Below are 23427 nucleotides of genomic sequence, written 5' to 3'. Positions count from 1 at the left end.
TTAAAGTTCCTGTATACAACGCAAAAGCCTGGGTTTCCAGGCTTTTAGCGTTTTATTCATGCTGCTTTGGTCTATTTTCCAGGAAAGTGGCAGGCGCACATATGGCCATTGCCTAAATCCTTGAGCTCAGGGGTGCATTCCTTACAGATCTGCTGCGCTTTGTAGCAGCGGGTATGGAAACAACAGCCGCTCGGCGGATTGGCCGGGCTTGGCAGGTCACCCTGAAGAATAATTTTTTCTCTCTTGGTTTTTTCAACCGTCGGGATAACAGACAGCAATGCAATGGTATAAGGATGGGACGGATTATTGTAAAGCTCATCCTTTTCTGCGTATTCGACAACATGGCCAAGATACATAACCGCAACCTTGTCGGAAATATGGCGTACAACACTCAGGTCATGGGAAATAAACATAAAGGCAATTCCCATATGGTGCTGTAAGTCCTCCATGAGGTTAATGATCTGTGCCTGGATGGAAACGTCAAGGGCTGATACAGGCTCATCACACACCAAAAGCTTTGGCTGTAAAATAATTGCCCGGGCAATACCGATTCTCTGGCGCTGTCCACCTGAAAACTCGTGAGGATAGCGGCGGATATACTGAGTATTGAGCCCAACAAGGTCCATGATCTCAAGAACCTTTGCTTCACGCTCCTTGCTGTTCATATCGGTCTGGATTTCCAAAGGCTCGCCAATAATTTCACCGACCGTCATTCTCGGGTTCAGTGAAGCATAAGGGTCCTGGAACATCATCTGGAATTCCTTACGTTTTGCGCGCAGAGCCTTGCGGTCCAGGGTCATAATATCTTCACCCTCGTAGATGATCTGGCCCTCAGTCGGCTCGATGAGACGGAGAACTGAGCGTCCCATGGTAGATTTACCACAGCCGGACTCCCCTACGATACCGAGGGTTTCACTGCGGTTAAGGGTAAAGCTGACGCCATCTACCGCTTTGACAAATGCTTTTTCCTTGCCAAATCCGCTGCCTTTGATGGGAAACCATTTTTTCAGGTCTTTAACTTCCAGCAACACATTGTTTTTTTCTTCTGCCATTAGTTTTCTTCCTCCCATCGATCGGTATATTTAAAGCAGCGTACCTGATGGCCGTCAAGGTCAACAATCTCTGGCCGTTCCTTGCGGCAAATATCCTTTGCGTATTCGCAGCGCGGGCAGAACAGGCAGCCTTCCGGCATATCGTTAAAGCTTGGAACCATTCCCTTGATGGTCGAAAGCTTTTCTTCCTGACCGCCAAGCTTTGGAATACAATTAATCAGGCCCTGGGTATAGGGATGCAGTGGTTTTTCAAACACGGTGTCCACATCAGTATATTCAACGACCTGGCCTGCGTACATAACCATAACGTTATCGGCAACCTCAGAGATAACCCCAAGGTCATGGGTAATCATCATGACCGCAGTACCGGTTTTTTCCTTGAGTTCATTGATCAGGTTAAGAATCTGGGCCTGGATGGTTACGTCCAGTGCTGTTGTCGGTTCGTCACAGATCAAAAACTCAGGATTACAGGAGAGGGCCATGGCGATCATAACACGCTGGCGCATCCCGCCTGAAAACTCATGGGGATAGGAATTAAGACGCTTTTCGGCATCTGGGATCTTGACGAGATCCAGCATCTGAATCGCACGTTCCCGGGCCTGTTCCTTGGTCATATCCTCATGAATCAGGACCGCTTCCATAATCTGCTGTCCAACGGTATAAACCGGGTTCAGGGAGGTCATGGGTTCCTGGAAGATCATGGCAATTTCCTTGCCACGGATTTTCCGCATCTCTTCCTTATCTTTATTCAGCAGGTTTTCACCTTTAAAATCAATTTCGCCGTTGACAATCTTCCCCGGCTTTCCAATCAGCTGCATAATCGACATCGATGTGATACTTTTACCACAGCCAGACTCACCTACAACCCCAAGTGTTTCGCCTTTATCTACAGAAAAACTAACACCATCAACAGATTTAACGACACCTTCATCGGTGTAGAAATAGGTTTTAAGGTCTTTTACTTCTAATAATTTCATGTCGTAATCACCGCTTTCTGATCTTAATTCTTCAACTTCGGATCGAGGGCGTCTCTGAGGCCGTCACCGAACATATTAAAGGAAATTACTGTGATAATAATGGCGATCCCTGGGAATATACTATACAGCGGGTCGCTGTTGATATATGGCTGCGCGTAGCTGATCATGGAACCCCAGCTCGGATCTGGCGGCTGGATACCAATACCGAGGAAGCTTAATGATGCCTCGGTCAGAATCGCACTTGGAATACCAAGGGTTATCAATACAATAATGGTTGAAATACAGTTTGGAATCATGTGCTTTATGATAATGCGGAAACCGCTGCCGCCGCTGGCAATACAGGCTTCAACGAATTCCTTTTCTTTGAGCTGCATAACCTGCCCACGGACCATTCTGGCTGTCTGTACCCAGTTAACTACCGCAAGAGCGATAAAGAGACTGGTGAGACCAGTACCAAGCGCAAACATAATTGCCATGGCTAACAGCAGGTCTGGGAAAGCTGCGAAGATTTCCATGATTCTGGAAATAACAGTATCCACCTTACCGCCGTAATAGCCCGCCAGTGAACCAAGAGTAACACCCAAAATTGTCGCAATGATCTGCGCAATAATCCCTGCTGAAAGGGATACACGGGTACCGTAAATAACACGGGATAAAATATCACGGCCGTATTCATCGGTTCCAAACAGGTGCTCACCTGAAGGTGACTGAAGGGCGATCGCCAAATTCTGCTGGTTTGGATCATAGGGAGAGATAAGCGGAGCCAGAATGGCAACAAGCGCCAGAATAATAATGATCCCCATGCAGACCATGGCTACCTTATTTTTCTTCAGGCGGTTGAAGCTGTCTTTCCAGTAGCTTTTTGACTGGACAACAATTTCCTGCCCTGTTTTCTCCTCAGCATAGTTGTTTCGTTTATATCCAAGATTTGGTGTCTTCATTATTTTTTACCCTCCGTAACTCGAATTCTTGGGTCAATGAATGCATAAGAAATATCGACCAGAAGGTTTACCAGTACAAAGGCAACGGCCACGTAGAGCATGGCGCCACGCAGAAGCGGAAGGTCACGGTTATTGAGACTTGTAACCAGAACATTACCAATTCCTGGAATTGTAAATACTTTTTCAATGAGCATGGAGCCGCCAAGCATGTAGCCAAGCTGTGTCCCCAATAAGGTAACAATCGGGATCAAGGCGTTTTTGAAGGCATGCTTCCACATGACAACACTTTCCTTTACCCCTTTTGCCCTGGCGGTACGGATATAATCCTGTCCGATAACGTCCAGCATACTCGTACGTGTAATACGGGCAATGGATGCGGCGTACCGCGTCCCGAGCGCAATACTCGGCAGGATAAAATAAATGGGCGATGAAAACCCGGAAATCGGCAGTAAATCAAGCTGTAGGCCGAAGATAATCTGTAGAATAATGGCAACCCAGAAAGATGGTGCGGAAATACCTACGATAGAGAGTGTCATTAATGTTGAATCCAGTGCTTTACCTCTGTAAATAGCAGCCAGCATTCCACAAGTCACCCCAATAATTACGGCAAAGACAAAAGAACATGCTGCTAACTGAAGCGTAATGAAAAAGCTGCGGGTTAATGTTTCCATAACCGGCTCTTTTGTGAAATAAGAAGTCCCCAAATCACCATGAAAAATTCCAACGAGAAAATCCCAATATTGTTGGAATAAAGGTTTGTCCAATCCTAACGAATGACGCACTTGCTCAACAGTTGCAGGATCTGCACGTTTTTCAAGCATCAACGCTACAGGGTCACCGGGCAGCACATTCATCAATAAGAAGACAATAATACTGATAGCGAAAAGAACCAGCAATGTCTGCCCAAGTCTTTTTAGGATATATTTACCCAAACTGTTTTCCTCCTTTTTAATTTATACCATTTAAAATACACGGCAGAACAAAACCTTACGAGTTGTCCTACCGTGTCTTTAAACTTATAAATAACCCTTTATATCACTTAGGATAATTCTGCTGTTTCAAAATGGAAACGGAACATATCCGTAACTTCAAAATTCTTAACTGCAGAGTTCATCAAATAATATTTGGTTTCATGACAAATCGGAATAGCAGCGTAATCCTGACGTGTAATCATTTGATCTGCCTTTGAATAGATTTCCTGACGTTTTGATTCGTCGGTAATCTGACGGCCTTCGTTCAACAGCGCATCAAATTCAGGATTCTGATATTTACTTGAATGTGTCATTGTAACGATCGGTGCAAAACGCTGATAAATCATTCCATCCGGGTCAATGTAATCAACATACCAGTTGCTGACGCCCAATGGAATCTGTCCGCCTAAATCCATATCATTGTAAGCAGCGCCGTCAACTTCGCTTAAATTAAGTGTAAAGCCAGCTGCGCGTGCCTGGTCCTGAATAGCGGTTGCAATTTTGGTTTTGAATGGATATTTTGAAGATAATGGCACATCAATGGTGTAACCATTCGGATATCCGGCTTCTGCCAATAACTGTTTTGCTTTTTCAGGATTATATTCATATGCAGGTGCTGATTCATTGTATCCGATCAGGCCTTCTGGAAGGAAAGTCTTAGCCGGAACAGCAGTGCCGTTTAATAAATCTTTGCAGATCGCTTCTCTGTCGATCGCATAGCTTAAAGCTTCTCTTACTTTAACTTCAGGGATCATTTCAACACTCGGTGTTAAGTAGATTTCCCCGATTGGCATGAAGGAGTGAATGCTGTCCTTGATGTCTGCATTGTCCTTATACTGTGGGTATAAGGTAGCGTCTAACTGAACAATATCAATGTTGCCCTTCTGGAATTCCATAACCTGTGTGTTGGCATCTTCCATAAATTTGAAAGAAACACCGGCATTTTTGGCTGGTTCGCCATGATAGTCATCGAATTTAGAGCATTCGATTCCCTGTCCTGCAACATAGCTGTCCATTTTGTATGGGCCAGTACCGTAAAGCACTGTTCTACCCCAGTCTGCGCCCGCATCTTTACAGGCCTTTTCTGGATAGATGGCTACGTAAGCTGTTGCAATCGTAGAAGTAAATGGACTGAAAGGCTGTTCCAGTACAATATCAAACTTCTGGTCATCGATAATTTTAAAACCTTCCAGGGAGGTAGCTGTTTTGTCAATCAATGCCTGTGCGCCCACGATCTGGTCGATCATAGAGCCCATAACACCTTCGGTTAATAAACGTTCAAAGGAATATTTAACGTCAGACGTTTTCACAGTTTCTCCATTATGGAATTTAACGTTATCCTTCAATTCAAAAGAATAGGTTAAACCATCATCAGAGATTTTTGGCATTTCCTTGATCAATTCTGGTGCTAATGTACCATCATTTTTCAGGCTGATTAATGGCTGTGTGATCTGGTCAGCAACCATCATTAAATAACTACTAGTCTGTTTCTGTGGGTCGATCGGCACATTAGGATCCTGCATTGCTACACGGATCTTACCGTCTGAAGATGTTCCCCCAGAAGAACTTCCACCGGTTCCACAGCCTGCAATACCGATGGCAAGTACGGCTACAAGCAGCAGAGCAAAAAGTTTTTTTACACTCTTCATTTCTTCGTCCTCTCTCTTTTTTTATTTTGAGTATATGGATAAGCAGCATCCTTAAAACTTGTTTAAAAAATGCTACAAACCGTTGGTTATTATAATATAAAAAAACAGATACGTCAATTTTCTTGGCTAAAGCTGAATATAAAAAAACTCTAAAAGTCGGCTGTCTTAGCCAATTTTAGAGTTTATGATTAAATTTGGCAGGGGCAGAAGGATTTGAACCCTCGGCACGTGGTTTTGGAGACCACTGCTCTACCAACTGAGCTATACCCCTACAGTAAAATGGCTTTTGCATAGCAAAAGCGACTGGTGTTATTCGTGTATTAAATTCAAATGGTGGGCCATCAGGGACACAAACGCTGCGCATTTGTCCTCCTCGGTTTTTAAAACCTCGGAGATTTTCGCTAAAAACCAATTGGTTTTTTTCACACTCAAACCCCCACGGGGTTCGAGTCCCATATAAGACTCGTTTAATTTCTAGTAATGCTTAAATTTGATTACTTTATTATAAAATGGTGGGCCATCAGGGACTCGAACCCTGGACACCCTGATTAAGAGTCAGGTGCTCTAGCCAACTGAGCTAATGGCCCATTTGTGTGACCTCAGATTTAAGGTACTCGTATATTATAGCCATATCGATACGGGAATGCAAGTACTTTTTTAAATTTTTTTTATTTTTTTTACGCGGTGTGCAATTTGACGAAACAGAGCTGCCGCAGCGGGCAGCTCTGTTTCGGGATTTCACACCTTCAGGTCAATTTCAGTCATGTCCAGCAGGTCCTTATTGGCATCCAGTACAGGCTGTACCTCTTCCTCAATAAAGTCCACCACCTGCTGCGGCGCGCGGCCAATATATAAAGAAGGATCGAGAATGCTTTCGATGTCCTCTTCTTTAATCCCAAAGGTGCCGTCCGCCACAATGCGTTCGATAAGGTCATTGGGCTTGCCCTCAACCTTGACGGTCGCGCCGGCCTCCATGGAGAGCACCCGGATTTTCTCATGAAGATCCTGACGGTCTCCGCCGTTTTTCACGCCTTCCATGATAATATTTTCGGTAGCCATGAAGGGCAGCTCATTCATGATATGCTGATGGATCACCTTTGGATAAACCACCAGGTTTTCAGAAATATTGATGGCGATGGAAATAATGGAATCCGCCGCCAGGAATGCTTCCGGCACGGAAATACGCTTGTTGGCAGAATCGTCCAGGGTTCTTTCAAACCATTGGGTAGCCGCCGTAATGGCCGGATTCAGAGAATCGACAATGATGTAGCGCGCCAGCGAGCAGATACGCTCGGAACGCATGGGGTTTCTCTTGTAAGCCATGGCTGACGAGCCAATCTGTGTTTTCTCAAAAGGCTCTTCCACTTCCTTCAGATGCTGGAGTAAACGAATGTCTGTGGCAAACTTACTCAGACTCTGGGCAATACCGCTGAGCACTGCCAGAACCTGGCTGTCAAATTTGCGGGGATAAGTCTGCCCAGTGACAGCATAGGTTGCCTTAAAGCCCATTTTTTCAGCTACCAGCCTGTCGATCTGTTTTACCTTTTCCTGATCATTTTCAAATAAGTCCATAAAGCTGGCCTGGGTGCCGGTGGTGCCTTTGGCGCCGCGCAGGCGCACGATGCTGATGAGATGGTCCAGATCCTCCAGGTCGATCATCAGGTCCTGTATCCAGAGACTGGCGCGCTTGCCCACAGTGGTCAGCTGTGCCGGCTGAAAATGAGTAAAGCCCAATGTCGGCAGGTCTTTGTATTCCAGCGCGAACCGGGTCAGGGCGTTGATAAGGTTCAGCAGGCACTTGCGGATGTGCACCAGACCCTCCGTATAGGTGATAATGTCTGTATTATCCCCCACATACGCGCTGGTAGCGCCTAAATGGATAATCCCCTTAGCCTTGGGGCATTGCTCCCCATAGGTGTGCACATGGGCCATCACGTCATGGCGCAGGATTTTTTCTTCTCTGGCAGCTGTTTCATAGTCAATATCATAAATCTTGGATTTTAACTCCTCAATCTGTTCATCGGTGATGGGCAGTCCCAGCTCCTGTTCAGCTTCTGCCAGAGCAACCCAAAGCTTACGCCAGGTTGAAAACTTGTTATCGGCAGAAAAAATCCGGCAGACTTCCTTGGACGCATAGCGTTCAATCAGTGGACTCTCGTAAAATTCTTTCATCTTCTTACTCTCTTTCTCCTATTTATATATTAATGCGGTCATGCAGGGCATGCCGATGCTAAAAACGCTTCGATCCGGTCAAATCCTTCTTCAATCTCTTCCATCGAAGTGGCAAAGGATAAACGGATATGCTCTGTAACACCAAAGGCCTCACCCGGTATGGTAACCACCTTCTGCTCGTTCAGCAGCCTTTGTGAAAATTCATATCCAGACGCAATTCCGTATCTATTATCCTCGATAACCCGGCGGATGTCCACAAAAATATAAAAAGTACTCTGGGGATAGATATAGCTGAGCTGTGGGATTTTGTCCAGCCGGGCCATCATGGCTTTGCGGCGCTCGTCAAAAATACGGATGATCGCATCCACTACCTCGCCCTTTTCCTCAAGCGCAGTGATCCCCGCGTACTGGGTAATGGTCGAGGGATGGGAAATTGTATGCCCCTGAATCCGCTTCATGCCCGCGATAATGTCCGCGGGCGCTGCGGCGTAGCCCAGCCGCCAGCCAGTCATGGCATAGGTTTTTGAGAAGCCGTTGACCAGAATGGTGTTATTTTTGATCGCTTTTCCCAAAGAAGCAATGCTGACGGTTTTATGGCCGTCATAGACAAATTCCTCATAGATTTCATCGGCTATTACCAGAATATCTGCTTCCACTGCCACATCCGCAAGAGCCTGGAGCTCCTCACGGCTGTATAATACCCCTGTGGGGTTTACAGGCGTGTTTAGCATCATAGCCCTGGTTTTATCTGTAATGGCTGCTTTCATCTGCTCTGCGGTCATTTTAAAGGCATTTTCAGGGTCTGTATCCACCACTACGGGTACGCCGCCTGCCAGCTTGACCATTTCTGTATAGCTGACCCAGTAGGGTTTGGGAATAATAACCTCATCCCCGGGGTTCAAAATCGTCTGTAAAGCCACAGAAAGGCTGCTCTTGGCGCCGCTGTTGACAATGATCTCATCCATGCCATAGCTCAGGCCGTTATCTTCCTTCAGCTTTTTGGCAATAACACTGCGCAGCGCCGCTACCCCAGTCACTGCGTCATATTTGGTGTGTCCGGCGTCGATGGCGGCCTTAGCGCCGTCACAGATGTACTCCGGCGTGGTGAAATCGGGCTCGCCGGTTCCAAAGCTCACGACCGATTCACCTGCTTCACGAAAAGCCTTTGCCTTTTCCGACAGGCTCAATGTCAGGGAATCAATACAGTTTTCTACTTTTTCTGCTACTCTTGCTCTCATTGTCTACTCCTCATAAATCCGGTATACCCGTTCGATTTTAACCGGCTGGTTTGTCTTGTCGTCAATCTCAACCACGATCCCGTTAATCTGCCAGGGGCGCGCTTTTTCGATGACAAAACGCTCTGGCCGTTTGGTCACCATATTACCTATAATAATGTCTTTTTCCACCCCAATGACCCCATTTAAAGGGCCTGTCATGCCCAAATCGGTAATATAGGCGGTTCCGTCGGGCAAAATCCGCTCATCCGCAGTCTGCACATGGGTATGGGTTCCCACCACAATGGAGGCTTTTCCGTCCAGATAATACCCAAAGGCAATTTTTTCCGAGGTGGCCTCGGCGTGGAAATCCACGATCAAAAGATCAAATTTGCCTTCGATTTCCGGCCATACGCGGCTGAACAGGTTAAAGGGGGAATCCAGCTCCGGCATAAAGATCTGTCCGGACAGGTTCATCACACAGATGGTTTTGCCATTGTGCTCAAAAAAATCATAGCCCTTGCCCGGGCAGGGGTCCGGATAGTTGAGCGGTCTTATAATCCTTGGAAATTTCTCTATATAATTGACCATTTCTTTTTGCTGCCAGACATGATTGCCCATGGTCATGACATCAATAGGCAGATTAAACAGCTCTTTGGCATTTTTTTCGGTGATGCCGTTTCCGCCGGAAGCGTTCTCGCCGTTGACAATGGTAAAATCAATCTGATATTCCTCGATCAGGCCGCCCAGCTGTTCCTTGAGCACCGTTCTCCCCGGCCGGCTGACCACATCGCCAATCATTAATATTTTCATCGTTACTCCAGTCTTCTTTTCATGAATAAATAAAAGGGAAGGGGCTTTGCCCCTCCCCTTTTTAGTTTTTAATCGCTTCGCTGCCAAATTTCTTTGAAATTTGGACTCTACATCGGAGCACAGATTCCTCAAAAATCTTTCCATCCTTTCAGGATGATTTTTTCGTCATCTGCGTTAGCTTCGTTGCCGCTCACCCGCTTACACTCCTGTTCGCTGCCAAATTTCTTTGAAATTTGGACTCAGCGTCATTTAGCATACTCTACGGCTCTGGTTTCTCGGATGACGTTGACCTTGATATTCCCTGGATATTCCATTTCAGATTCAATCTTCTTGGCAATATCACGAGACAGCATCATCATATCATCGTCGTTGACAGAATCTGGCTTGACCATTATGCGCACTTCACGCCCAGCCTGGATTGCAAAAGATTTTTCGACACCATCAAAGGAGGTGGCGATTTTTTCCAGCTCTTCCAGCCGCTGCACGTAGGAGACAAGTGTTTCTCTCCTGGCGCCGGGTCTTGCGGCCGAGATGGCGTCAGCAGCCTGTACAAGCACAGCCTCAATGGTTGTGGCTTCCACATCGCCGTGATGGGCCTCTACCGCGTGGATCACATTTTTGTTTTCCTTGTATTTCTTTAACAGGTTTACGCCGATTTCGACATGGTTTCCTTCAACCTCATGGTCGATGGCTTTACCGATATCGTGCAGCAAACCTGCGCGTTTTGCAATTTTAACGTTGGCGTCCAGCTCAGCGGCCATCAGACCTGCCAGGTGGGCAACCTCAATGGAATGCTTGAGCACGTTCTGGCCGTAGCTGGTACGGTATTTCAGACGTCCTAACAGCTTGACAACTTCGGGATGTAATCCGTGGATACCTGTGTCAAAACAGGCTTGTTCTCCAACTTCCTTGATCTGAGCATCCATTTCTTTTTGAGATTTTTTTACAATCTCTTCAATTCTTGCTGGATGGATTCGTCCGTCAATAATCAGTTTTTCCAGTGACAAACGGGCTACTTCACGCCGGATCGGATCAAAACCGGAAAGAATAACGGCTTCCGGCGTATCATCAATGATCAGGTCTATGCCCGTCAAGGTTTCCAGTGTACGAATGTTACGGCCTTCACGGCCAATAATACGGCCTTTCATTTCATCATTTGGCAGGTTGACCACGGTAATGGTATTTTCTGCCACATGGTCTGCCGCACAGCGTTGAATGGACTGCGCGATCAGCTCTTTGGCCTTTTTGTCTGCTGTCGCTTTGGATTCTGCCTCGATCTGGCGGATCATTACCGCCGCTTCGGCGCGGGTTTCCTTGGCAACATCATCCAGTAAAATCTGTTTTGCTTCCTCAAAGGTCATGCCTGAAATACGTTCCAGTTCCTTGACCTGTTCTTCATAGAGGCTGTCCAGTTTTTCCTGTTTCTTATCAAGCTCTTTGTTTTTTCTTTCGAGCTTGTCCTCATTGCGCTCGAGATTCGCCGCTTTCTTATCCAGGTTTTCTTCCTTCTGGATCAAACGGTTTTCCGTTTTCTGGAGCTCGGCGCGTCTCTCGCGGTTATCTTTTTCAATGGCTTCCTTTAAAGCTAAGGATTCCTCCTTGGCGTTAAACAGCATTTCCTTCTTTTGGGCTTCGCCCTCTTTGACTGCATCGTTTACGATTTTCTTGGCTGTTTCTTCAGCACTATTTATCTTGCCCTCAGCAACGTTTTTTCGGATAAAATACCCAACGCCAAAGGCAATGACTATACCAACGATTAAGCATATAGTTAATATGTCTATAACATTCACCTCCCTAAAGTAAATATTTTGTTATTATTGTTTTTTTAGACACTCATTATAAAGTCTATTTTATACTTTTTTGAATTTAGTGTCAAGAATCAATGCTATGTTAGAAGTTTATATTTTACCGCTTAAGTACAACTTAAACAAGCCGGCCCGCAGGCCGGCTGTGTACACGTACACAATATTGATAGATTTGTTGAGCTCCTTAAGCAAATCGATGAGCCGCTGGGTGATCTTCCACTTTGAGCTGAGCGCATCGGGAAAATCCGGGTTCTGGTGGGCCGGGTTGATGGAGTTGCCCAGAATCAGATCGAGATGGGTGCAGTGGTTTACCAGCAGATCTGCCAGAATGGACGCGCCGTTATTTCCCTCAAAGACTTCATGACCCCGGCGCTTGTGGATATAATCCTCAATGATATTGACTGTTTCCTGGATGGTCAGCACCCCTTCGGTCACAAGGTCAATGGATTTCATACGGCCAACCGGCGGTACCCGTTCCGACATGGTGTCAAGATCAATATCGATCTTCTCGTCGTACTCCCGCGACACAATGTTGCTGGCGGTGCCGCCGCACACTACCTTTGTGCCTTTGGCTTCGTCCAAAATCTCCCTGATCATCTGGTCTTTGGTGCGGTCCAGAGGAGGACCTGAGAACAACGTCACATACTGGTGCTCCTCGGCCTTCATCACCACAACCGTTGTGTCGTCACCGGGCTCGCCGCCGTACAGGTCGTTGCAGGTCTCTATCATCCGCATGGAGATATCCTTTGAGGTGACCATTTTCTCATCATAGGTGCGTGCCAGAAGATAGTCGGCCGCGTCCTCCCACTGCCATCCGAAATTGAGCAGGGTTCCCACCCCGGCGTGGATCACGCCGTCACTGAAAAAGCCGAGAACATCATTCTCCTCAATTTTCATGGTGGTTTCGTAGATCTGTTTGCCCTGGAACTCGATGGGGTGGCGCTCAAGCTCTAATATTTCCCCGTCCCGGATGTAGACAATGGGCGGATTGTCAAACTCAACAATATAAAGCCGCCGGGTCTTCCAGTAAACCTGGACGATGGTAAAGGTCGAGTAAGCCAGTTTCCGAACCTGGCAGACCGGGAGGGTGGCCTCCAACGTCTCTACCACATCCTTGAGCGACATTTTATCCTCCAGCATAGTCGCCGCAATGGTGGAGGTCATGGTCGCCAGGATATTGGCCTTCACACCGCTTCCAAGCCCGTCGGCCAGAACAACGATCACGCTCTCATCGTTGATGCGGATTTCCACATTATCACCGCACAGCTCCTGATGGTGCTTATTGATGCTGTCATGGGCAATATCGACAAAAAAAGCCATTATTGTTCTTCCTCTCTTGTTCCTACAACCTTTTGCAGCCGGGTCAGTGTAACTTTGGTTTCGGCAGTGGTTTCACCCAGCAGCTCTGCGATTTCATGGGCGACACGCATCTGCTTGTCGATGACCTTCTGGGCCATGTCCAGGGTTTCTTCCTGCATTTTCTGGTATGCCCGTTCCTTTTTGATCTCTCTGGAGATGTCCACAAATATTCCCATGTACATCTTCTGTCCTGGGATATAGGTCAGAATTTCCATAAAATGGATATTGCCGCGGGTGTAGAGTCCCCGGCCGCTGTAGTAATTTCCCTCGACATTGTCCAGCTTTTTGAACGGGTTGTAGTCAAAGACTTCAACGAAATTTTTGTGCAGCACATCGGTTTTGGCGGTCTTGAACAGCTTTTCGGCCGCCCCGTTAAAATCAACAATCCTGAAATCCTTGTCCAGCACCGCGATGGCGTTTGGTGTCGACGCGATAATCAGATTAGAGATGGCCTCGTTGCGGTTGCGCATAAAGGGCAGGCACATGTCTAACTCCGCCATGCCGCAGTAAACTGCCGCGGCTTTTTCACGGCAGCTGTCATAACCGCAGGTACCACAGTTCAGCTCATCCTTCGGGGTGAACTTTCCTGTCTGCCGCAGAATTTCTTCAATGGCTTCCTCCGGCACACCCGCAAAGGGGTCCTTCTTCTCAACAGCGAAGCCACGGCTGAAATCCGGCGCCTGCTCAGCTGCTTCCGGGTCTTTGCGGGCATTATTATTAATGTAATCTGTCACACGCTCGATCCGCTCATACTTGACCAGAGGGCTGTGGGTATTGCCCGGGCCGTTGACACAGCCCTCGACGCAGGCGTTCATTTCGATCCAGTACTGGCCCTCCAGCTTACCGATATCATCCAGAAAGTCACGGCAGTTTTTGAGGCCATCAATTTTTATGACCCGCCGGACGCCCTGCACGCCTGGTATACTGGTTTTTTCCACACCTCCGGCCAGCGGATAGAACCGCGCCACATTACAGCCAGCCGCGTCAAAGCCGCCTGTAGGCATATCGGATACATTAATGCCTTCTTCCTTAAACCACACATCCAGCTCATCAAAGGTCAGCACTCCGTCGATGATCGGCCTGGCAGCGTCGACGGCTTCCATCTTTTTTGAGATGCAGGGCCCTGCGAACACAACTTTCGCGTTGGGATACTTTTCCTTCAGCATCATACCGTGAGCGGTCATGGGAGATACCACCTCGCTCAGGTATTCCACCACATCGGGATAGTATTTTTCAATCATCATGTTAACTGTCGGACAGGAGGTTGTGATCACATGGCGTTTTGTCCCCCAGTAATCCTTGGCATAGTATTTTGAGACCTGCTCTGCCCCAATGGCGGTCTCCTCAATCACTGTAAATCCCAAAGCCCGGAGTCCGCTCAGCACCTGCAGGGGGTCTTCTGCATTAAACCCGGCGGGAAAGGACGGCGCCAAACTCAGAACCACCGGCCCTTCCTCCAGCCACTGCCTGATGCTGTCCACATCGCTGGCCACATATTTGGCATTCTGCGGACAAATCCGAAAACAGTTACCGCAGCCAATACACAGGTCCTCAACGATCTGAGCCTGATTGTCCATTAGCTTAATGGCCTTTACCGGGCAGTATCGGATACATTTATAGCAATTCCGGCAGCTTGCCTTTGTAAAATTAATGACACCCATTATTTCCCTCCATTATCTGGTCAAACAGCTGGTCCACGCCCTCTGGCTTAACCGTATAAATATGATCGTCAACCTTGACAGCCACCCCGTCGCTGCAGGCGTCCAGACAGAAGGTACCCATCAGCTCCACTTCATTTTCGAGGCCCCGTTCGGCCACCAGCTCCTTGAAGCGCTGTACCACCTGATAGGAACCCTTGACATGGCAGGCACTGCCAATGCAAATATGTATTTCTTTCATTTTTTACTCCTCAATATTGTTCTAATCCCTGTGTTTTTCTGACAGATTAATCCTAGCACGCCTGACAGCCCTTGTCAATTAGTACTGCCGCTTGAATTCTTCGCCATTTTCTGTTAAAATAGTCATATCGAAATCGTTTTAAAGATTTATCTATCCGAATTTTTTATCCTAAAGTCAATCCATGGATTCAAAATCGTCAGAGTGCAGCGGGAAACGGCTGTGCTTTCCAGTGTGAGAAGGATAGTTGGTAAACTAAACGTGCGGTCTGCGTTTATTTCCTCCTCGCAAATTACAATGGTATAGAAGATTATTCTTTTATATATTTAATTTTCATTATCAAGGAGGAAGAGAAATGAAAAAAAAATTGACACTGGTTCTGGCCGCGCTGCTGACTCTGGCCATGGTCATCGGCCTGGCAGGATGCAGCAGCAACAATACTGCTAAAACCGAAAAGCTGGAGCCAGGCTCCAACGGTGAAATCATTATGGCCACCACGACCAGCACACAGGACAGCGGTTTGCTTGATGTGCTCCTGCCCAAGTTTGAAGAGGAAACCGGCATTGCCGTAAAGGTTGTGGCCGTTGGAACTGGTAAAGCCATTGAAATGGGCAAAAACGGAGAAGCCGATGTGCTTCTGGTTCATGCAAAATCTCAGGAAGAGGATTTTGTCAAGGAAGGCTATGGCATCGAACGTTTTGACGTTATGTACAATGACTTCATTGTTCTGGGCAGTAAGGATGACCCGGCAAAACTGAAAGAAGTCGCTCCAAACGACGCGGTAAAAGCCTTCCAGACCATTGCTGAAACCCAGTCTGAATTTGTATCCAGAGGCGACAAATCCGGTACCCATACCAAAGAGCTGGGCCTGTGGGAAAAAGCAGGCGTTACCCCGGCAGGACAGCCCTGGTACATCGAATCCGGCTCTGGCATGGGCGATACCCTGAAAATGGCCAATGAAAAATTAGCCTATACCCTGTCTGACCGCGCTACCTGGTTAAATATGAAGGATAATCTGGATCTTGAGGTTGTTGTGGAAAAAGACGATAACCTGTATAACCAGTACGGAGTCATTGTCGTCAATCCTGACAAGGTCAGTGCTGAGCTGAATACCGACGGCGCCAAAAAATTCCAGGAATGGATTTTAAGCGACGAAGCGCAAAAGGCCATCGCCGATTATAAAATCAATGGCGAACCAACCTTTGTGCCAAACGCCAGCAAATAAGCATTAACTGAATTTAGAATTTGTCAGCGTCCGTTTTTCGGGCGCTGATTTTGAATTGACAGACTGACGAGGTTTCCTATGGATTATATTATCAATGGCTTCATCGAGGCCTTCCATCTGCTGATCTCCGGCGACCCGGAAATCTACCAGATTGTCGGGCTTTCCTTATACGTATCCTTCTCCTCCACCATTTATTCCACCGTTCTCGGCGTGCCCCTGGGCATCCTGCTCGGCATTAAGGAATTCAGGGGAAAGCGGATCGTATCCCGGCTGCTCTACACTTTTATGTCTTTTCCGCCGGTCATCATCGGCCTGTTCACCTCACTGGTACTCGCCCGCTCCGGCCCCTTAGGGCATTTAAAGCTCATGTACACGCCCACCGCCATGATCATCGCCCAGGTGATCCTCGTTACGCCTATTATTATGGGCATTGTGTTTAACGACACCACCGTCAACGGCCAGGTTGTGGTAACCATGGGAAAAACCCTTGGGGCTGGCGGCCGGGATATTCTCTTCCTGCTGATCCGGGAGCTTAAGGCCAGCATCATGATCGCTTTGGTCACCGGCTTTGGGCGGGCTGTATCCGAGGTCGGCGCTGTGATGATCGTGGGCGGCAATATCAAAAACTATACACGGGTCATGACCACCTTTATTGCCATGAACAATAACATGGGCGAATACGCGGTTTCCATCGCCATGGGCATTATTCTGCTGGTCATCTCCTTTGTGACCAATTCAATCCTGTACAAATATATGGTAGGAGATCCTTATGCAAATCGCGATTGATAAACTCACCAAAACTTATCACGGAAAAACCGTCCTGTCACTGGACAGCCTGTGCCTTGAATCCGGGAAAATTCACGGGATTTTAGGCCCTAACGGTTCGGGAAAAACCACGCTGATGAAATCTGTCGCCGGGCTTCTCGCGCCCACCAGCGGCGCCATCACCTACAACGGCCTCCCCGGTGATGAAGCTGTGCTGAAAAAGCTGACTTATGCCAGCCACACCCCCTACCTTTTTGCCATGTCGGTCTATGATAACATCGCCTACCCCCTGAAAATACGCAAGTACGGAAAAGCTGCTGCCGCTCCCATCGTCGAGGGGCTGCTGCAAGAATTTAAAATCGAGGAGATCGCAAAACAGAACGCCAAAAAGCTTTCCGGCGGCGAATCCCAGAAAACAGCCCTGGCCCGCGCGCTGTCCTTTTCACCGGATACCCTGCTTCTGGATGAACCCACCGCCAACATTGACCCTCAGAGCCTGAAAATTATTGAAGCCGCGCTGATTAAAAGAAACCGTGAAGCCGGACTGACCGTTATCATCATCACCCATAACCCAAGCCAGGCCTACCGCATCTGTGACACCCTGAGCTTTATGGATTCCGGCAGGCTCCTCTTTAACGGCAGTGTCGAAGCTTTTAAAGCCTCGGACAATCCGGTCATTCAGGATTTTATCACCTTAAACTAAAGGGCAGCCGCCCTCAGGAGGAACCAATGAACCAGCAAGCCAGTACCCGCGATAAAGATTGGAAAAAACGGATCATCCTCTTTTTAACCAGCCAGACCGTTTCCCTGCTCGGCTCTTCACTCACCCAGTATGCCATTATCTGGTATGTCACTCTGACCACCACCTCTGGGATAATGCTGACCATTTCCACACTTGTCACCTTTATTCCACAGGTACTGATCTCCCTCTTTGCCGGCGTGTGGGCAGACCGATACAACCGGAAATATCTGATTATCTGCGCCGACGCTCTGGTTGCCCTGTCCACACTGGGGCTGGCTTTCAGTTTTTTCGTGGGCTACCGTGAGTTATGGATTATCTTCCTGGTATCTGCTATCCGTTCGGTCGGCACTGGTATCCAGACCCCTACCGTCAACGCGCTCATTCCGCAGATCACGCCCAAAAGCATGCTCATGCGTGTGACCGGCTTTAACGGAAGCCTCCAGAACATGACCATGATTGTGGCTCCGGCAGTCAGCGGCGCCCTGCTGGCCACTGTGTCTGTGGAATCGACCTTTTTCATTGACGTTGTCACTGCCATCATTGGTATTTCTCTGCTTTCTTTCCTCAAAATTCCACCCCACAAACGGGCTGAGTCTGCCAAGGACACGGGCACTGTTTCCGATTTAAAAACTGGCATTCTCTACGCTTACCGGCATTCTTTTATCAAGGTGCTGCTTATTTTTTATGCGCTGCTCATGTTTTTAGTGACACCCACAGCCTTTTTGACGCCCCTCCTCATTGCCAGAACCTTTGGCGGGGAGGTCTGGTATCTGACTGCCAACGAAGTCATCTACAGTGTCGGCGCCATGATCGGCGGTCTCCTCATTGCCGCCTGGGGCGGCTTTAAGAGCCGTGTAACCACCATCATGGTCTTCAGTACCCTGTGTGGTATCTTCAGTCTTGGGCTCGGTCTTTCACCAGTTTTTCTTGTTTTTTTAGGGTTTATGCTCTTTGTGGGCTTAACCGTTCCCTTTATCACCGCGCCCATCACCGTCCTGCTTCAGGAACGGGTGGAGGAAGCCATGCAGGGCCGTGTTTTCAGTCTTGTCCAGATTATGGCCGCCACAGCCTTTCCGATCGGCATGACGGTCTTTGGTCCCCTGGCGGATATGGTTGACGTCCGGCTGATCATTATTGCTACTGGTATTCTTACCGCCCTGTGCGGCTTTGTCGTTTATCACAATAAAATCCTCCGTTCCCAGGAAAATTAGGCATTCAACTTTTAGAATTGACTTTTGTTTTAATAAACGCCTCTTATTGAAAACTTAAAAATCAACAGCTATATTTTTTGTTTGCAATTCTGTTACAATTGGATTTTCTTCTTTAAGAATTCGTTACATTTTAAGGAAATACGGTATGAAATAAGGTATAATATTTCCTACCAGCAGTTAACTGATCTTCATTATTTTACATTATTATGCTTAACGAAATCATTTCAGAAGGAGAATCACAGCATGAAAAAATTTATTCACAAATTTGTTCCTTCGCTTTTATGCGTCTGCCTATTGTTTGCCTATTCGCTGCAATTTGCACCGACCGTAAAGGCTGCGGAATTCTCACCAAGGACTGAAAAACCGGACTATTATTCTTATCCTTACAGCCAGTCCAGTGGAAATCCGTTTGAGCTAAACCCTTTGACGGGAGGTAATTGTACCTACTACGCCTGGGGCCGTGCCTACGAAATTCTGGGCTATCCCCTTCCAAACAATCGTGTGAACAGCAATCCTAACGGTTGGGGCAGTTTCCGCAGCAATGCGAAATATTTCTGGTCTGACAATAAAGAGCTTTACGACGAAGGCCGCGGCGGTTTTGCCTATGGGTCTGAACCTGCTGTAGGCGCCATTGCCGTATGGGACGGCTCAATAACCAATGGCTGGTGCGGCCATGTGGCTGTTGTTGAGGAAGTCAACGGCAATGAGGTTATCACCTCCAACTCTGGCTGGAGCTATCGTGATTTTTATATGGACTATGACAATGCCAACAGCATGGGCGGCAATTTCTTGGGTTATATTTATCTGTTAGACAATGCAGATCCTGAGCCAACGCCTCAGCCGACTCCAGAACCAACCCCAGAACCGACGCCTCAGCCGACTCCAGAACCAACACCTGAACCGACACCTCAGCCGACTCCAGCGCCAACACCTGAACCGACGCCTCAGCCAACTGCTCAGCCGACTCCTGAACCAACACCTCAGCCGACTGCAGCACCAACGCCTGAACCAACCCCTCAGCCAACGGCAGCGCCAACCCCAGAGCCAACACCTCAGCCAACTGCTCAGCCGACTCCTGAACCCACGCCTCAGCCTGAAAAAGTCGAGGCAACCGCAGATGTGGATGGCACTCAGGTAAAGGTCTCCGCGGACAGCAAGGTTCTGCCAGATGCGGAATTAAAGGTTTCATCCGTCAGCGATGAAGTTAAAAACAAAGCGGATCAGGCAGTGAAGAACAAACTGGATCCAGAAGCCGAAATTCTGGAAATCCTGGATATCAAGGCCGTTGATAAAACCACAAATGAAGAAAAACAGCCAGAAGGCGGAACTGTTTCCGTTGAGCTTGATCTGAATGAAAAATACAAGGATAATGGCGATATCAAAATCGTTCATTTTGATGACAGTAAGGATGAAGTAAATGTTGTTGACAATGCTGTAGCAGACAAAGACAGCAAAACCGTATCCTTTGAAGCACCGCATTTCAGCTACTACGCAGCTGTCAAAACACCGGTAGCAGCAACGGATGTCAAGCTGTCCAATGACTATCTGAAAATTCAGCCAGATGCCAGTACCACTTTAAAAGCAACGGTCAAGCCCGTAAATGTCACCAACGCCGATGTTACCTGGAGCTCCAGTGACGCAAGCGTCGTAACGGTTGATGAAAACGGCAAGGTTACGGCCATCAAGGAAGGCACCGCATCCGTTACCGCAACAACAGCCAACGGCAAGACCGCAACCTGCGAAATCGAAGTAAAAGCACTGGATTCAAACGAAGGCGCTGGCACCACCCAGACCTACAATGACGGCGGCAGCGGAGACGGCAATATTATTAAGAAGCTGGCCGCCACTGTTACAGGCACCAACCCGGATACCAGTATCCGTCAGGCTGCCCTGATGAACGGGGATGTTCCAGCCTGGATGATTCCTTCCATCATCGGCTTATTTGCCGGCGGCGGAATTCTCATCGGTGTGATTGCCCTGATCAAACGTAAAAGAAGCGAATAGATACAAACAAAAAACACTCCCTTTACTGTAAAAGCGGAGTGTTTTTTATGTGTTCTTTTATTCTCCCTGAGCGTCAGCCATCTGCCGGAATCGCTTAGGCAGAGGAATAGACGCCGCAATGATGGCGCCCACGCACATGGGAATAATGGCATCCACCGGAAAGCAGATGATCAGGAGCATGACCACTGCAATGGGCTTGCGCATAATGGCGCCAGCCACTGCTGCGGTTACCACAGCCACGCAGAAGGTCGCGTCGACCATTGGAAAAAGAGCGGCAAAGCCATAGCCTATACAGACCGCTGAAAAGATAATGGGGAAAATATTCCCACCACGCCAGCCGGTACCGATACAGATATTGATCATCAAAAGCTTGACAATCCCTGTTAAAAACAGCAGCCATATGGGCAGGGTCTGCCAGATTTCCATCATTTCACCCATCTGATGTTCGCCCGCAAACATGGTAAAGGGCAACAGCATTCCAACACCGCCTAAAACCAAACCGCCGATAATTCCCAGGAGCACCTTATGTTTTTCAAGAGGAGCGGTTATCACCTTGACACCCTTGGCAAAATAAAAATACAGAATGCCGCAGAGCGCGCCCACAAGGGCAAGAGGCAGCATTGCCAGAAGCTCATTGCGCCCGACAGTGATGTGCCCAAAACGGCCAAGCCCCATACCGCCGCCAAACAATCCAGACAGCAGAATGTAAATGCCAAAGCCGGCAAAGATGGCGATAAAATACAATAGGATCTTTGAATTTTTGGGGATAGCCTGCCCGCCCTTTTCGTCCTCAACCTGATTCACGAAACCAAAGAGAGGGGCATGAAAGATAACACCCAGTGTGGCAGCGATCCCGACCTGCGCCAGGTCCTCCACTTCCTCATAGGCATACTTAAACCGGTCAGCCAGCCAAAAGCACAGGCCGGCGATCACACCGGTCAGCCCGGCTTCGGGCCCGAGGCTGCCGCCGAAAATGAGGGGTACCAGCGCGCAGACCGCGATGACCGGCAGATTATTGTAGGGCAGGCGTTTGCCCTGTTTGATGGCCGCCATGTCTTCACTGAGCTCGCTGGGACAGGGACCGAACTTTGTCTGCAAAAGCCCCACAAGCAGCCCGCCGACGCCACAGATTATCAGGTTATAGACTGGAATATTAAATTTTCCGGGCAGTCCGATCCATAAAAAGTCAATGCCCAGATTCATCAGCCACAGCAGAAACCATACAACAGCTCCGACCACTGCGCCTAAAACAGCGATAAATATCCCAAGTGCGATATTCTTTTTTATTTTATTCCACACGGTACTCTCCTCCAGATTATTCAGAAAAAGGCACGCAAATCCCATTGCGTGCCTTTATTATACTGTCATCAGTCCATTTTTGCAATATCTGTCCGGTAGCGTGCACCGTCAAACTTAATTTTATCTATCTGGCTGTAGACCTTGGCTCTCGCTGCCTCACGGTCGTCACCCAGGGCGGAAACACAGAGGACACGCCCGCCGGCGGTTACCAGCTTGCCATCCCTGAGAGCTGTTCCGGCGTGGAATACTTCGCAGCCTTCCACATCCTCAATTCCAGTGATTTCAAGACCTTTTTCATAAGGTCCCGGGTATCCGCCAGAGGCAAGAACTACCGTCACTGCGGCTTCATCCTTCCACTTGATATCACAGTCTGCAAGCTTTCCGTCAATACAGGCTTCCATGATGTCCACCAGATCGCTGTCCATGCGCATGAGCACACTCTGGGCTTCCGGGTCGCCAAAGCGGACATTAAATTCCAGAACCTTGGGCATATCATTTTCGATCATCAGACCAATGAAAAGAATCCCTTTAAAGTCCATACCATCTGCTTTGAAGCCCTCAATAATCGGTGTCAGAATGGTTTCTTCAATGCGCTTGTTCAGCACCGCGTTATCAAACAAAACGTTAGGAGAATAGGTACCCATACCGCCTGTGTTCAGGCCTTCATCGTTATCGTAGGCGCGCTTATAATCCTGGGCGCTTTCCATAGGCACAATGACATTGCCATCGACAAAGCACAGCATGGAGGCTTCGCGGCCAGTCAGAAATTCTTCAACGACAACCTTGTCACCAGCAGCGCCAAATTCATGGTCAGCCATGATCATGTTAATGCCGTCTTTGGCTTCCTGCTCGTTTTCTACGATCAGCACACCCTTGCCGGCTGCCAGTCCATCGGCCTTGATAACCATCGGAAATCCGTAAACGCCGATATCTTTCATGATCTCATTGAGATCGGTATACTCCTTGTAGGCGGCTGTCGGAATGTTGTGGCGCAGGAGAAAATCCTTGGTGAAGGCCTTGCTCCCTTCAAACTCCGCACATTTTGCGTTGGGGCCAAACACCCGCATGCCCTCTTTCTCAAAGGCGTCGGTCATCCCCATTACCAGCGGCACTTCAGGGCCCACAACGGTCAGGTCAATGCCTTTTTCTCTGGCAAATTTTACGCAGCCGTCAATATCTTCCACCGAAAGGTCAACACACTCGGCAATTTTGGCCATGCCTCCGTTTCCGGGGGCACAGTAAATTTTATCTACCTTTGGGCTCTGGGCAATTTTCCAGGTGAGCACATGCTCACGTCCACCCGAGCCGATTACTAATACTTTCATGTCGTTT

19 protein-coding genes, 2 tRNA genes and 1 riboswitch are annotated in these 23427 nt (G+C 48.1%); of the genes, 5 read left to right on the top strand and 16 right to left on the bottom strand.

Features of this window, described 5'->3' with window-relative positions; genetic code table 11:
• Window positions 1-71: 71 nt before the first annotated feature.
• The 14 genes from B2M23_RS13720 to B2M23_RS13655 form a co-directional block, all read right to left on the bottom strand.
• Window positions 72-1052, bottom strand: coding sequence for an ABC transporter ATP-binding protein (locus B2M23_RS13720; RefSeq protein ID WP_038350713.1), 981 nt, complete (start codon window positions 1050-1052; stop codon window positions 72-74).
• Window positions 1052-2029, bottom strand: coding sequence for an ABC transporter ATP-binding protein (locus tag B2M23_RS13715; RefSeq protein WP_038350714.1), 978 nt, complete (start codon window positions 2027-2029; stop codon window positions 1052-1054). Before B2M23_RS13715 ends, B2M23_RS13720 begins: the two co-directional genes overlap by 1 nt.
• Window positions 2030-2052: 23 nt before the next feature.
• Entirely contained in the window at window positions 2053-2970 is a 918-nt protein-coding gene (locus B2M23_RS13710) for an ABC transporter permease (protein ID WP_038350715.1), read from the bottom strand.
• Window positions 2970-3902 (bottom strand): ABC transporter permease, encoded by a 933-nt coding sequence (locus B2M23_RS13705; protein ID WP_038350716.1) that lies wholly within the window; start codon window positions 3900-3902, stop codon window positions 2970-2972. The genes B2M23_RS13710 and B2M23_RS13705 overlap by 1 nt, the downstream gene beginning before the upstream one ends.
• A 107-nt stretch (window positions 3903-4009) precedes the next feature.
• Window positions 4010-5590, bottom strand: a complete 1581-nt coding sequence (locus tag B2M23_RS13700; RefSeq protein WP_013379530.1) for an ABC transporter substrate-binding protein — start codon at window positions 5588-5590, stop codon at window positions 4010-4012.
• A gap of 195 nt (window positions 5591-5785) precedes the next feature.
• Window positions 5786-5861 (bottom strand) — tRNA-Trp (locus B2M23_RS13695).
• Window positions 5862-6100: 239 nt separating this feature from the next.
• Window positions 6101-6177, bottom strand: a tRNA-Lys gene (locus tag B2M23_RS13690).
• 151 nt (window positions 6178-6328) lie between these two features.
• Window positions 6329-7762: an adenylosuccinate lyase gene (gene purB / locus B2M23_RS13685; protein ID WP_038350717.1), complete on the bottom strand. Its 1434-nt coding sequence runs from the start codon at window positions 7760-7762 to the stop codon at window positions 6329-6331.
• Between the two features lie 38 nt (window positions 7763-7800).
• Window positions 7801-9000 (bottom strand): pyridoxal phosphate-dependent aminotransferase, encoded by a 1200-nt coding sequence (locus tag B2M23_RS13680; RefSeq protein WP_038350718.1) that lies wholly within the window; start codon window positions 8998-9000, stop codon window positions 7801-7803.
• Window positions 9001-9003: 3 nt separating this feature from the next.
• A complete protein-coding gene (locus B2M23_RS13675; protein ID WP_038350719.1) occupies window positions 9004-9789 on the bottom strand; it encodes a TIGR00282 family metallophosphoesterase in 786 nt (261 codons plus the stop codon).
• Between the two features lie 245 nt (window positions 9790-10034).
• On the bottom strand, window positions 10035-11579 hold the full coding sequence (gene rny / locus B2M23_RS13670) for a ribonuclease Y (protein WP_110060335.1): 1545 nt from the start codon (window positions 11577-11579) through the stop codon (window positions 10035-10037).
• Between the two features lie 108 nt (window positions 11580-11687).
• Complete coding sequence (locus tag B2M23_RS13665; RefSeq protein ID WP_052237027.1) at window positions 11688-12914, bottom strand: PP2C family protein-serine/threonine phosphatase; 1227 nt, start codon at window positions 12912-12914, stop codon at window positions 11688-11690.
• Window positions 12914-14614: a [Fe-Fe] hydrogenase large subunit C-terminal domain-containing protein gene (locus B2M23_RS13660; protein ID WP_038350720.1), complete on the bottom strand. Its 1701-nt coding sequence runs from the start codon at window positions 14612-14614 to the stop codon at window positions 12914-12916. The genes B2M23_RS13665 and B2M23_RS13660 overlap by 1 nt, the downstream gene beginning before the upstream one ends.
• Window positions 14601-14852, bottom strand: coding sequence for a (2Fe-2S) ferredoxin domain-containing protein (locus B2M23_RS13655; RefSeq protein WP_013379522.1), 252 nt, complete (start codon window positions 14850-14852; stop codon window positions 14601-14603). Before B2M23_RS13655 ends, B2M23_RS13660 begins: the two co-directional genes overlap by 14 nt.
• A 140-nt stretch (window positions 14853-14992) precedes the next feature.
• Window positions 14993-15110: riboswitch (molybdenum cofactor riboswitch) on the top strand.
• Between the two features lie 94 nt (window positions 15111-15204).
• Between B2M23_RS13655 and B2M23_RS13650 the strand changes: the two genes are divergently transcribed.
• The 5 genes from B2M23_RS13650 to B2M23_RS21455 all read left to right on the top strand — a co-directional run bounded on the left by B2M23_RS13650 (window position 15205) and on the right by B2M23_RS21455 (window position 20796).
• Window positions 15205-16074, top strand: a complete 870-nt coding sequence (locus B2M23_RS13650) for an ABC transporter substrate-binding protein (RefSeq protein ID WP_038350721.1) — start codon at window positions 15205-15207, stop codon at window positions 16072-16074.
• Window positions 16075-16152: 78 nt separating this feature from the next.
• Window positions 16153-16860: an ABC transporter permease gene (locus tag B2M23_RS13645; protein WP_013379519.1), complete on the top strand. Its 708-nt coding sequence runs from the start codon at window positions 16153-16155 to the stop codon at window positions 16858-16860.
• Window positions 16844-17542: an ABC transporter ATP-binding protein gene (locus B2M23_RS13640; RefSeq protein WP_038350722.1), complete on the top strand. Its 699-nt coding sequence runs from the start codon at window positions 16844-16846 to the stop codon at window positions 17540-17542. The genes B2M23_RS13645 and B2M23_RS13640 overlap by 17 nt, the downstream gene beginning before the upstream one ends.
• A gap of 26 nt (window positions 17543-17568) precedes the next feature.
• Window positions 17569-18792, top strand: coding sequence for an MFS transporter (locus B2M23_RS13635; protein WP_038350723.1), 1224 nt, complete (start codon window positions 17569-17571; stop codon window positions 18790-18792).
• Between the two features lie 243 nt (window positions 18793-19035).
• Window positions 19036-20796 carry an Ig-like domain-containing protein gene (locus tag B2M23_RS21455; RefSeq protein WP_038350724.1) on the top strand — a complete coding sequence of 587 codons (1761 nt, stop codon included), beginning with the start codon at window positions 19036-19038 and terminating at the stop codon, window positions 20794-20796.
• 57 nt (window positions 20797-20853) lie between these two features.
• Here B2M23_RS21455 and B2M23_RS13625 read toward each other — a convergent pair whose 3' ends face one another.
• Both B2M23_RS13625 and purD read right to left on the bottom strand, forming a co-directional pair.
• Window positions 20854-22095, bottom strand: coding sequence for a chloride channel protein (locus B2M23_RS13625; RefSeq protein WP_242945802.1), 1242 nt, complete (start codon window positions 22093-22095; stop codon window positions 20854-20856).
• A gap of 68 nt (window positions 22096-22163) precedes the next feature.
• On the bottom strand, window positions 22164-23420 hold the full coding sequence (gene purD / locus B2M23_RS13620) for a phosphoribosylamine--glycine ligase (protein ID WP_038350725.1): 1257 nt from the start codon (window positions 23418-23420) through the stop codon (window positions 22164-22166).
• Window positions 23421-23427: the final 7 nt, after the last annotated feature.

It is taken from the genome of Eubacterium limosum (assembly GCF_000807675.2).
Lineage (GTDB): Bacteria > Bacillota > Clostridia > Eubacteriales > Eubacteriaceae > Eubacterium > Eubacterium limosum.
This window is presented reverse-complemented; position numbering and strand designations above follow the sequence as displayed.